General features: G+C 57.8%; 10 protein-coding genes and 1 riboswitch. Of the genes, 7 read left to right on the forward strand and 3 right to left on the reverse strand.

Going from position 1 to position 11693, the window contains the following annotated elements:
• Window positions 1-18: 18 nt before the first annotated feature.
• Window positions 19-954 carry a cysteine synthase A gene (cysK, locus tag CCHOA_RS01955; RefSeq protein ID WP_123926185.1) on the reverse strand — a complete coding sequence of 312 codons (936 nt, stop codon included), beginning with the start codon at window positions 952-954 and terminating at the stop codon, window positions 19-21.
• A 1104-nt stretch (window positions 955-2058) separates the two neighbouring features.
• Here cysK and CCHOA_RS01960 point away from each other — a divergent pair.
• From CCHOA_RS01960 to ramA, 6 genes are all read left to right on the forward strand, one after another.
• Window positions 2059-2760, forward strand: a complete 702-nt coding sequence (locus CCHOA_RS01960) for an energy-coupling factor ABC transporter permease (protein ID WP_123926187.1) — start codon at window positions 2059-2061, stop codon at window positions 2758-2760.
• A 240-nt stretch (window positions 2761-3000) separates the two neighbouring features.
• Window positions 3001-3411 carry an energy-coupling factor ABC transporter substrate-binding protein gene (locus CCHOA_RS01965; RefSeq protein ID WP_123926189.1) on the forward strand — a complete coding sequence of 137 codons (411 nt, stop codon included), beginning with the start codon at window positions 3001-3003 and terminating at the stop codon, window positions 3409-3411.
• 276 nt (window positions 3412-3687) lie between these two features.
• Window positions 3688-4455, forward strand: coding sequence for a cobalt ECF transporter T component CbiQ (cbiQ, locus tag CCHOA_RS01970; RefSeq protein WP_123926191.1), 768 nt, complete (start codon window positions 3688-3690; stop codon window positions 4453-4455).
• Between the two features lie 220 nt (window positions 4456-4675).
• A complete protein-coding gene (locus tag CCHOA_RS01975) occupies window positions 4676-5527 on the forward strand; it encodes an energy-coupling factor ABC transporter ATP-binding protein (RefSeq protein ID WP_123926193.1) in 852 nt (283 codons plus the stop codon).
• A gap of 1026 nt (window positions 5528-6553) precedes the next feature.
• Window positions 6554-6703, forward strand: a complete 150-nt coding sequence (locus CCHOA_RS10605; RefSeq protein WP_164472348.1) for a hypothetical protein — start codon at window positions 6554-6556, stop codon at window positions 6701-6703.
• A gap of 288 nt (window positions 6704-6991) precedes the next feature.
• Window positions 6992-7155: riboswitch (cobalamin riboswitch) on the reverse strand.
• Window positions 7156-7843: 688 nt separating this feature from the next.
• On the forward strand, window positions 7844-8686 hold the full coding sequence (ramA, locus tag CCHOA_RS01980; RefSeq protein ID WP_123926195.1) for an acetate metabolism transcriptional regulator RamA: 843 nt from the start codon (window positions 7844-7846) through the stop codon (window positions 8684-8686).
• A gap of 195 nt (window positions 8687-8881) precedes the next feature.
• Here ramA and CCHOA_RS01985 read toward each other — a convergent pair whose 3' ends face one another.
• The gene (locus tag CCHOA_RS01985; protein ID WP_123926197.1) at window positions 8882-9475 is read right to left on the reverse strand and encodes a cob(I)yrinic acid a,c-diamide adenosyltransferase; all 594 of its coding nucleotides are present in this window, start codon (window positions 9473-9475) and stop codon (window positions 8882-8884) included.
• Window positions 9476-9686: 211 nt separating this feature from the next.
• On the opposite strand from CCHOA_RS01985, the gene murA reads away from it, so the two are divergent.
• The gene (murA, locus tag CCHOA_RS01990) at window positions 9687-10958 is read left to right on the forward strand and encodes a UDP-N-acetylglucosamine 1-carboxyvinyltransferase (RefSeq protein WP_123926199.1); all 1272 of its coding nucleotides are present in this window, start codon (window positions 9687-9689) and stop codon (window positions 10956-10958) included.
• A 211-nt stretch (window positions 10959-11169) separates the two neighbouring features.
• On the opposite strand, the gene CCHOA_RS01995 is transcribed toward murA, so the two are convergent.
• Complete coding sequence (locus CCHOA_RS01995) at window positions 11170-11589, reverse strand: hypothetical protein (RefSeq protein ID WP_123926201.1); 420 nt, start codon at window positions 11587-11589, stop codon at window positions 11170-11172.
• Between the last annotated feature and the right edge of the window lie 104 nt (window positions 11590-11693).

The raw sequence follows: 11693 nt of genomic DNA on the forward strand, positions 1-11693 counted from the left end.
TAGTGCTGAACCGGCCGTCTAGTTGCGAATATCGTCGTAGAGCACTGTGGAAACATAGCGCTCACCATAGTCGCACACCACGGTGACGATGGTTTTGCCCCGATTTTCTTCCAGCTTCGCAAGCTCAAGGGCGGCGTGCACATTCGCGCCGGTAGAAATACCGCCGAGGATCGCCTCCGTGGAGCCGAGTTTCCTCGAGGTGGCAATCGCATCTTCACTACTCACCGCAATAACGTCGGTCAACAGTGAGCGATCGAGATTTTCCGGCACAAAGTTGGCACCCAACCCTTGAATCTTGTGCGGACCTGCTTTGCCGGTGGTCAACAGGGCAGATTCGGCCGGCTCCACTGCGTAAAGTGCAATATTTGGATTGTGTTCCTTTAAGAATTTGCCCGCCCCGGAGATGGTGCCACCGGTGCCGACCCCGGCGACGAAAATATCGACTTTGCCGTCGGTGTCTTCCCAAATCTCAGGACCGGTGGTGGCGTAGTGAAATTTCGGATTTGCTTCATTGGCAAATTGGTTGGCCAATATTGCACCCGGACGCTGGGCGACGATCTCATTGGCTTTATCCACCGCGCCCTGCATTCCCGCTGAACCGGGGGTGAGGATAATCTCTGCCCCGTAGGCGCGCAGCATCACCCGGCGTTCTAAGGACATGGTCTCCGGCATAGTGAGCACCACATTGTAGCCGCGGGCGGTAGCGACCATGGTCAAAGCAATACCTGTGTTGCCGGAGGTGGCCTCCACAATAGTGCCGCCAGGTTTGAGATCGCCTGCTTGTTCGGCTGCATCAATAATCGCCAAACCGATGCGGTCTTTCACCGAGTGAGCCGGGTTGAAGGATTCCAGCTTCACCAGCACGTCAGCTGCAAGCCCTTCGGTAAGTTTATTAAGCCGAACTAGCGGGGTGCCGCCAATAGTTTCGGTGATGGACTGATAGATACGGGACATGGCTACTCCTTTTTCATCGCAGCGCGCTGACTGGCAGCTGTAGTTTGCTGCTGATAGTCGTCGCGCACCAGCTGTGATGTATGCGTTTTCTTCATAGGACAGTTCGTGGTGTGCAGCGATTTATGCTTTGGGAATCGGATACCCGTCGTGCACACTGCTGGCGCTAACGCTAGCACAGGATTTGAACCGTCTAGTAGACTGTGCTGTCTATATTTTCCGTGGTAGTGCAGGCAGCAGCGGCTTTTCGCTGCAAGATCTTCGCGGCGTTTTTTTACACAATTCGATGTGTTCCTGAGCATCATCGCAAGGACTTGGAGCAGGAGATCGTCTCCCAAACCGATCCTCGATGGCGCCGGGAATCCCTTAGGCGCTAGGGGCGTCGAGTGCTGATTTATCCCGGCAGGGAAAGTTCTAGACAACAGCGTCCCTCGGGTTGGGGAAGGGTGGCGTTGGTCGGGGTGAGTATCGGCGGCATTGTGCAGGGAATCCGAGCCGGATTGCTAATTGCCGTTGTTGCACCGCTGGTGCTATATTCAACTAGGTAAACCAACGCTTGGTCGCAGAGTGCCCTGCGACTGGTTTCGGCAACTACTACTCGACAACACTGCAGGTGCCGCTGCGGGGGATCGGGTCAGGCGAGCACCACACAAGCGCAGACAACCGTAAGCAGGCCCAAATGATCGGCTCGGCGGCGGTTGCTGCGAAGCTTGGGTTTGCCTGGTGCCGGATTAGCGATGGTGCTGCCGGATGCTACAGGAATCACTGAGCTGTACCGCCTGCGCAGGATAGGCTGCGGGGTGAACTGCTCGTGGTATTGATGTTGCGGCCGGCGGCGGCGATCCTTGGAGAGAGATCGGTAACAATTTATTGCACGGTTGTTGTACGGGCGAATAGGGCTACTGCTGTATCCCTTCCCCTGGTGTCGTGCCACCACCATGGCGTGTTGCCGCAGAGGAGAGCCAGCCTCTGCACCGGCATGCCGGGGGAGGGGAGATACCGCGCTGCCCTGAACACCACTGTGATATCTACCAGTTCCCTGCTTTCTGGTGGATCTTGGCAGTGACGCAGAATCCATTCATATTCCGAGTTTTCCCAAGGATCATTATGCATATTGCGGAAGCATTCCTACCCGCCAGCCACTGTGTTGCGTGGGGTGTTGCGGCTGCCCCGTTTGTGGTGCACGGCGCTGTGGCGGTGAAGAAACAAATCAGCAAACAGCCAGAAACTTCCCTGTTGTTGGCTGCCGCAGGCGCCTTTAGTTTCGTGCTGTCGGCCATCAAAATCCCGTCGGTGACAGGTTCTTGTAGCCATCCGACTGGTACCGGTTTGGGGGCGGTGCTGTTCAAACCGCCGGTGATGGCGTTTATGGGCGGTATAGTGCTGCTGTTTCAGGCGCTGCTCTTACAGCACGGCGGGTTGACCACCTTAGGGGCAAATATTTTCTCCATGGCGATCGTCGGTCCGTGGGCTGGCTATGGGGCTTGGCTGCTTGCCCGCAAACTGGGGGCATCCTTTGATGTCGCTATTTTCGCGGCGGCATTCTTCTCTGATCTGCTCACCTATGTCACCACCGCATTGCAGTTAGCGGCCGCACATCATGCGGTGGGTTTTGTGCGTTCCGCGGTCACCTTCCTGGCCATGTTTGGCCCCACCCAACTGCCGCTGGCGGTCATCGAGTCGATTGTGACAGTGCTGATTTTCCGGATGCTGCGCCAAGTCGCCGCCCCTGAACTGCGGATGCTCGGCTTTGTCCGGCGCCCCACCACGGACGAAACCGAATCCGCCCCAGTAGTCGTCAATTCTTAAAAACCCACCGCATGTAGGGGCTGTGCAACCCGGTGCTGCGCTGGGGTGGTGTGCCGCTAGCGGCGTGGAGTGGTTCGACACGTCTGTACCTGTTCCCCTTGGAAACAGGGGGGTGGCGTAGTCCACGCGTTGGCGTTGTTGCCCACCCTCCACCCACCTTAGGTGCCCTGTCGGCGGGTTCGTTGCCGCTGAAATCTGCCCTTACAGTGATGCTGTCATCCATGCCTGAAGGATAAATCTATGTCTGCGAATAATGCTGTGTTCCCCACCAATCAACCCGCTGTGCCAAACCAGCAGGCGCAGCCAGCTGCTCCTGATCCGAAAACCGTCGACTCTGGTGAACGGCATTCGATCGGTTCGACGATAGCCCTGATTCTGGTGGCGTTAGCGTTGGCAGGGTTGCCACTGTTTTACAATTTGGCTGACCCTAATTCGGAAGAACAATTCGCCGGAACAGATTCCACGGCCGAACAGGTCGTAGAAGAGGTCGCCCCCGGCTATGAGCCGTGGTTTGAACCGATCACCCCAGAACTCGCCCCAGAGGTGGAATCCGGACTGTTTGCTTTGCAGGCAGCGTTAGGTGCCGGGGTGTTAGGTTATGTGCTGGGTGTGTATCGTGGCCGCAGCCGTACAGTCAAACGCCGCAACTAGGCGGGCTTAGCGGTAGTCCCCACTGCGGCGGTGAACGCTCACAGGTTGAGTGAAGGTCTGCCTGGTTTCTAGGTGGCCGGCTACGGTAGGAATCAGTAGCCCAAGCTGGTGGCATGCGGTGAAACAGCCTTCATAGGTGTTTGCCTGTGACGCTGCTCTTACCTGGGTGGCGGGAGCACAGCGTTCCACCCCTGGGAGGGCTGTGCCGCCGGCTGGGGCTGCTCCAGGTGCGGCGCAGGCTGTTTGACAAACAATGAGAAGCGATGAGGTAGACGGATGCGATCCCTGGAATTGGCGGCGGCGCGCAACCGGTTTGCGCATGCCCCCGTCGGGGAGAAACTCGTCGCCCTGCTTTTGGTATTCAGTGGGGTGTTGCTGCTGCCGCCGCTGCCAACGCTGCCGCTGCTTGCGGGTGTTGTGCTTCTTACCGCCTTCCACGCCCGGGTGCCGTGGCGGCTTTATGGGGCGATGATTATCGCCCCCGCCAGTTTCCTCATCCCCGGGCTGATCCCGCTAGTGGTCACCTTCGATCACAGTGGGCTGCTGCTCATCGAAGGGGGTCTAGTTACTGCCGCAACAGTGCTTGCCCGCTCCACAGTGGCGATGAGTGCAACTATGCTGTTTGCCCTGACCACCCCGATGAGTGAACAACTGATGTTCGCCCGCAAACTGCACCTTCCCGACTTTGCGGTGCATATGGCGATGCTCACCTACACGATGATTGGATCGTTGGTCACCACCGCCCAAGCGATGCTGTTTGCGCAATCCTCCCGGCTCGGATTCCGCAATCGTCGCCGGTGGATTGCCAGCAGCGCCGCGCAGGCCGCCAGCCTATTTGTGGTCGCCTTTGCTCGGGCGCGTCGCCTCCAGGAAGGACTCGAGTTACGTGCCGATCCGACAGCCCTTGCCACCGGTCGCACCCAGGTTGCTACCGCCTCCAGCCGCCCGAGTCGAATCGTCGCTTTACTCGTTGCGGCGCTGATAATCGTCGGTGTTTCCTGGTTTACTACCGGCAACTGGATTGACCCCGGCAGCAGGTGGTAGCCGATGCACACCAACCCCCAGCAGGTGGATCCGGTCACAAAATCCCCCGTCTTACCACGCTGCGCCGACAGCGGTGGTGTCGGCTGGGGTGCACACGAACCATGAACCGCAGCGATAGGAGCAGGGAAATTGCCGCCTAAACGGGCTTCATCCCGGCGGCAGCATCAACGGCACACGAAGAAGTTCACGACGCAACATAAAAGGATTGGTGGTTGACATCATGGGTGATACTGAACCGGCAACCCAGCCGCCCACCGCGGCATGCCTCCGCGCAGTAGGCATCTCCTTTGCCCACGAACCCCACCATCCCATCCTGCACGACTGTTCACTGGCGGTCTATCCCGGCGAAATCATTGCCCTTTTAGGGGCAAACGGCTCCGGGAAATCAACCCTGCTCAAACTCCTCGCCGGGGCGTGGCGTCCCGCCACCGGCCACGTGGAACGGCACGGCACCCCGCTGGACTACAGTCGCAAAGGCCGCGACCAGCACCGGCAAGCAGTGCAGCTGGTACTCCAAGAACCCGATGATCAAATCTTTGCGGTTTCCGTTGCCGCCGATGTCGCATTCGGTCCGACCAATCTTGAACTAGACCCGGACACCATTGCACAACGAGTGGCGTGGGCAATGGAAGCCTGCGAAATCACTGATCTGGCGCGCCGGGTACCTCATCAACTCTCCTACGGGCAGCGGAAACGAGTTGCCCTCGCTGGGGCGTTGGCCATGCAACCATCCGTGCTCCTCCTCGACGAGCCCACTGCCGGACTTGACCCGGCCGGGGCAAGACAGCTGCTTGCAACAATCTCCCTGCAACGTGCCGCCGGGCGGGCAATCCTGCTCGCCACCCATGAGGTGGATACCGCCTGGGAGATAGCTGATCGGGTGGCGATTATGCATGAAGGCACTGTGCGAATCGGCCCTGCCCGCACCATGCTGCGGGATCAACAACTGCTCGCGGCTGCCCGGCTGGGTCAACCGTGGGCACCAATGGTCGAACAGCTCACCGGCACTACGATCACCAAGCCGGCGGATCTTGCCGCCTGGCTCGCCGCCAACCAGCCCCCCCTCGGCTGAACAACATTAAAACAAGAACGCGGCAGCATCGCAGCAGTCATCGCCGCAAAAATAGGGCGCCACTGTAGTCATGCGGGAAGCCGCGGCGGCAACCGGAAAAGCCGCAACCTAGAGGAGTAGCAACAATACTTCGCGCCCTCTGTCATCGCCGCCGCAATAGCTCACAGCCTTTGAAAAAAGGAGATCGTCGAACCGGCTAAGGCAGTGTCCTTGCGAACCGCTAGGCCAGATAGTCAAGCGGGGCATAGTCTCAATGCAGGGAAAGAGCGTTCGGTTTCCCCGGTGGAACGTTTGGAGAAGCTGGCAAGCACCGGCGACCATCACCACCCACCAGCAACCGGGCATTGCTGCCAAAGGATCTTTGCCATCAATGCTTGCTGCCACTGGAAAAACAGCTAGATACGCTCACTGCGACACACCAGCCAAGTGGTACGCGGTTGGAGAGAAGGCTTACGGGCAGTACGCGGCGGCGAACATCACTGTGCAAAGCAAACCTTTACGCAGTGACATTTTTTCGCGCAACCGCAAAACCCGCACCACATGGAGTGTGTCCAGCAAGCATCACAGCGGTGCTCCCTGGTGGGGTAGCTGCCTTCCACGAAAATACGCGGATGGCAGCGGTGATGGTTGCGCCGGTGAAGTGTTTCCGCCTCCCACGCAGCCCCCCACGAAGGAGGAAGCGACAGGAATGCTCAAGATTTCTGGAAAACATGCCCGATTGTGCCGATCGAACACTCCCTGAGATCTTGCCGAAAACCAGCATCCGCCCCAGCAGGGGGAATGACTGCTTCTTGCTGCACACCAGCTATTTCTCAACCAGGTGGGGGAGGAACCACGAACAGCACCCGCAGTGCATCGCAAAACAGCCAGCAGACGAGATGTTCAGCATGAAGGCGATGGCGTTGTTCGGCGGAGCCGGTTTGCGGTAGGGAATAAACCCTGCAACCGAAGCTGCCGCGACAGAGCAAAGCGCCGACAGTTTCACCACAGCTACCTGGATAGTCCAGGGTAAACCCGGGAACCGGGGTGGTGAACACCATCGACGCGGAAACGTTGTGCGAAGCGCTGCAACACACCATCAGCAACAGGAAATACCAGCAGCAGCTGCGCCAACCAACCCCCTTGCTGGCGCATGGCAAACAGCGTGCTCGGGGTGCCGCCCGAGTGCTGCGGTAGCCATGAATCAACAAGATGGTTACCGCCGCAATCACCAACTGGCCTTCACGCATTACACCGTGAAAGGCTGCACGCTGACAATATTGATTGCACCGACCCACCGAGAATCCACGCCCGTGGTGCCTCACCCAGTAGCAATGCGCATTCCTCAGCCGGTGCCAGGAACTCGCTGGTTGCTACCAGTGAGAGAAGCTGGTGCGAGAGCCAATCTTCCGCCCAGAATCCACCCATGATCGCATCACAAACGATGGCTGGGGTATTCCGCGCAGGACGATTCGGAAACCTCTTGCACAAGCAACACAACTGACAGGTATCGGACTTGTGGGCTGATGTATTCCCCGGCGTTTGGTGACGCCAGCGACAACCCCTTACCGTTGCGGGACAGTTCCGGTTTTGCACCGGATTCCCTTATTTCACGCCGCCACGCACTGCCACACCACGGTATATAAACCAGTGGTTATGCAGCTATTGTGCTGCTGTGGAAGCAACAGTGGCGACGACCAGTTGCACCGGTGATCCTACAACGAACCCGCCAGCTTGTGCAGTGCAATGTTGGCCATACCCCCAACTTCATACCCCCAATACTTGAGCCCACTTGGCAAACTACCGCCGCATGAGATGCCGCATCTGGCATAGCTGGTGTCTGCAGCAGCGGCACGGTGCGGTGAAAGAGAACAGCTGGCATCCGCCCGAGTTGCAGCGACCCGGTGAGGTGGGCTGTGGCGGGTGCTTCCACTAATGCTTGCAGGGGAAGGGCTGCGCCGGGTGAACTGTCGCATAGGGGAGTCGGCAGTGGGGCAACGGGGATGCGCACTGTTGGGCAACTTGCGTGGAATTTGTCACAAAACCTGGCAATTGCAATGGTGTAAATCTGGGTCTCGGGTAGCTGTGCTCGGTGAGGAAACAAGGTGCTAACCGGCGTCGTGCAGGGGGTATTCCGAATCCCCCCACGGGGCTAGAAGGTGGATGGGGGCAAAATGGGCACCCAAGCGGGCAATGCCCCGATGAGCGTGTGGGATAAAAAACAGCGCAACCGCTAGATTACCCCCATCTCAGCGGTTATACTGCCTAGCGAACGTAGTAACAATTGCCTGCCGGGTGTACCTAGTCGGGTGGGCTGAGCTATAGAGGAAGAAGCACGTGGACTCACAACGGATGAAGGATGACGACGATGCCATCCGCGAGGCATTGTCCTCGTTAAAGACCGCGACTGGTATTCCGGTGACCATGTTCGCCACCGTGCTTAACGACAACCGGTTGAAGATCAGCTCCTGGGTTGGACTGCGCACCCCCGCGCTGCAGAACCTGGTTATCGATTCCGGCTGTGGTGTCGGTGGACGGGTAGTCACCACCCGCCGCCCGGTCGGTGTGTCCGACTATGCACGCGCCAACGTGATCAGTCACGAATACGACAACGCCATTCAAGATGAAGGGCTGTTTTCGATCGTGGGCGTGCCAGTCATCGTTCACCGGGAAATCCGCGGCGTGCTCTATGTGGGTGTGCATTCAGCGGTACGGCTCGGCGACAAAGTCATCGAAGAAGTCACGATGACTGCCCGTACCCTTGAACAGGAATTAGCTATCAATGCTGCAATGCGCCGCAGCGACATGACTCGTGCCCCGGGGGCGAAATCCGGCCGGGTGATGAACGGCGCTGAATGGGAACAAATCCGATCCACCCATTCCAAACTGCGGATGCTCGCCAACAAGGTCACCGATGAGGCGCTGCGGCAAGAATTAGAAGAGCTTTGTGATCAAATGGTCACCCCGGTGCGAGTAAAACAAACCACGAAGCTTTCCGCCCGCGAACTCGACGTGCTCGCCTGTGTGGCGCTTGGCCACACCAATGTGGAAGCCGCCGAAGAAATGGGGATCGGCGCGGAAACGGTGAAGTCGTATCTGCGCAGTGTTATGCGCAAACTTGGGGCACACACCCGCTATGAGGCAGTCAACGCTGCCCGCCGCATCGGTGCACTCCCTTAAAAAAGCAACCAATCCTGGTGCCTGCGGGGATGTTGCTGACCGCATCCAAGAGCAGGGACAACACTGAACCAATACTGCAACCCCTGAGGGGTGCTTTCCGGAGTTGAGTTATCCGGGCAGCACCCACCAGGGGTTGCGATCTACTAGCGGTGCAAAGCACCTGCGGGTTGGCGGCGAATCGGCACCTGAGCAGGTTTACTCGCTGGCGTCGCTATAGCCGCGACCTGATCCTGGCACCCACAACACATCGTTGCCGTCATTGACCACTCGGCCGATGATAAACAGCAGATCGGACAACCGGTTCAAATAGGCGGCCGGCAGCGTCGAAGTCGTTTCTGGGTGATCCGAAATCGCCTGCCAGGCAGCGCGCTCCGCGCGACGACACACAACCCGAGCCACATTGATATGGGCGGCCGCTGGTGTGCCACCTGGCAAAATGAACGAGTCAAGCTTGCCGAGCTGCTCGTTGAGCACGTCACAATCGGCCTCAAGCGCATCGATATAGCTTTGCGCCACCCGCAACGGTTCCCACTTTGGATTTTCTTCCACAGGTGTCGCGAGATCAGCCCCAGCATCAAACAGCTCGTTTTGTACCCGCTGCAATATTGCTCGCACCTGATCGGGAATGCCATCGCAGGTCAACGCCACCCCGATATGGCAGTTGGTTTCCTCACAGTCGGCATACGCTGCCAGTCGTGAATCGGTTTTTGCCACCCGTTCAAAATTCGACAGGGCAGTCTCACCTTTGTCGCCGGTACGGGTATAGATTTTCGTCAAATGCACAGCCATACCTCACCAGCCTAGCGAAGAACCATTGCGCAAGCGGCAACAATTCCTGTTGCAGCGCGGTAGAACAATCCTTGCGCGTTGCGGTAAACCATCCCCTCGCGGCAACCGCAGACATGCTCGCTGCCACAGCAGCAAGACGGCCGCAGCTGGTTTCCGATCCGGTGAAAGTGAGCGGTGGGTATGCGGAAGCTTTGCGGTACCCTGGAAACCTGTGACCGGTAAACAACGTTTTCAAGTAGCAGGTGGCGCTAGGCTGCAAGGCTCTGTGCGGGTAAGCGGGGCAAAAAATAGTGTCCTGAAGTTGATGGCAGCGGCGTTGCTGGCAGAGGGCCGCACCGTATTGACGAATTGCCCAGAGATCCTCGATGTGCCGCTCATGGCAGAGGTGCTGCGCGGTCTTGGCGCGGAAGTAGCAATTGACGGTACCACTGTCACTATCGATGTGCCTGCCGCATTGGAATATCGAGCCGACTTTGACGCAGTGCGTCAATTCCGGGCAAGTGTTTGCGTGCTGGGGCCGCTGACTGCCCGCTGTGGCCAGGCAGTTGTGGCACTGCCTGGTGGGGATGCGATCGGTTCACGACCGTTGGATATGCACCAATCCGGGTTGGAGAAACTTGGGGCTACCACCCGTATCGAACATGGTTGTGTTGTGGCACATGCACCTGCATTAACCGGCGGCCGAATTGATCTAGATTTTCCCAGTGTTGGCGCGACGGAAAATATTCTCACCGCAGCAGTCCTCGCCGACGGGGTGACTATTCTTGACAACGCCGCTCGCGAGCCAGAAATCGTTGATCTTTGCCAGCTACTCACCGCGATGGGGGCAAAGATCACCGGTGCGGGATCGAACACCATCACCATTGAAGGGGTCGATAGTCTGCATCCCACTACCCATGCGGTGATCGGTGACCGCATAGTCGCCGGAACCTGGGCATATGCAGCAGCAATCACACAAGGCGATGTGACGGTCGGAGGGATTTCCCCGAAACACCTGCATCTCCCGTTGGAAAAACTCAAGCTTGCCGGGGCATCGGTGGAAACCTACGAGCAAGGTTTCCGGGTAGTGATGAATGGCCGCCCACAGGCAGTGGATTATCAAACGCTGCCGTTTCCTGGTTTTCCCACTGATCTGCAGCCGATGGCTATCGGGCTTGCCGCGGTCAGTGATGGATTGTCGATGATCACAGAAAACGTGTTTGAATCCCGCTTCCGGTTTGTCGATGAGATGCAACGACTCGGTGCCGATGCTTCAGTGGACGGTCATCATGTTGCTATTCGCGGCACTACCGAATTGTCCTCGACCAGCGTGTGGTCATCAGATATTCGGGCAGGTGCCGGTCTCGTGCTGGCCGCACTCGCAGCCGACGGGGTCACCGAAGTGCACGATGTGTTCCACATTGACCGTGGCTATCCACACTTTGTTAAACAGTTAGTTTCCCTTGGTGCTGATGTAAAGCGAGTAGGGGATGGCGCTGCATAGCGCGCAATCGTGTGCACTGCGGGTGCAATAGCGGTGACAACTCACGTCCACAACCACCACACTTGTGCCGGTGTGCAGCCCTGCTGCGCACCGGCTTTGTCGATGTAAAACGACCCTGTGCAAGCACAGTGTGCGGGCTGGTAGCGGCACGTGTTGGTGTCTTCGCTGTTGTTCCCATTGTTATTTGCGGGGCTGACCTGGTGTTTTGTGTTTATGTGTGGGGTGTGTGTAAATTCTTCCAAGCAAGCACGGCGCAGCCTGCTGGAGTTTCTTGAAGTGTTTCGTCTTGGACGGGATGTTTTTTAAGAAGGGTTCTGGTGGTTGCGGGTGTGGGAAGACTGTGTTTCAACGCTGTTGGTTTTCCCTGATGTTGCTGGGTGTTGTTCCAGGATTGTGATGCTGGGTTGACATTCTGGTGGCGGATTGTGTAGGTTGGAACAACGTTGCCAATGCGGCTGTCAGTTTTGTGTGATGGTTGCGTGGTGGACGCATGATATGTGAGAACTCGATAGTGTGCCAATGTACTTCTATGTTTTATAGTGCCAGTGGCCATGGTGTTCGGTGTTGTGCCGGACAGCTGTTGGTTGTTGGTGTGATCATGGATGCTTTCTTTTGCTTTGGTGATGATCATGCTGGTGTAGACCGGGGATTTGCTAGTCCCTGAGTGTTGTTGTTGGTTCGTGGTGGACGATCTTAGTGTTCACGTGGGAGCAATGATGATTAGCTGGATGATTG

This window comes from Corynebacterium choanae (genome assembly GCF_003813965.1).
Taxonomy (GTDB): domain Bacteria; phylum Actinomycetota; class Actinomycetes; order Mycobacteriales; family Mycobacteriaceae; genus Corynebacterium; species Corynebacterium choanae.

Coding starts and splice junctions, on each gene's coding strand:
- CCHOA_RS01960 (WP_123926187.1), top strand. CDS start 2,059: ATGCATATTGCGGAAGCATTCCTACCCGCCAGCCACTGTGTTGCGTGG.
- CCHOA_RS01975 (WP_123926193.1), top strand. CDS start 4,676: ATGGGTGATACTGAACCGGCAACCCAGCCGCCCACCGCGGCATGCCTC.
- CCHOA_RS01985 (WP_123926197.1), bottom strand. CDS start 9,475: ATGGCTGTGCATTTGACGAAAATCTATACCCGTACCGGCGACAAAGGT.
- CCHOA_RS01995 (WP_123926201.1), bottom strand. CDS start 11,589: ATGATCATCACCAAAGCAAAAGAAAGCATCCATGATCACACCAACAAC.
- cysK (WP_123926185.1), bottom strand. CDS start 954: ATGTCCCGTATCTATCAGTCCATCACCGAAACTATTGGCGGCACCCCG.
- CCHOA_RS01965 (WP_123926189.1), top strand. CDS start 3,001: ATGTCTGCGAATAATGCTGTGTTCCCCACCAATCAACCCGCTGTGCCA.
- cbiQ (WP_123926191.1), top strand. CDS start 3,688: ATGCGATCCCTGGAATTGGCGGCGGCGCGCAACCGGTTTGCGCATGCC.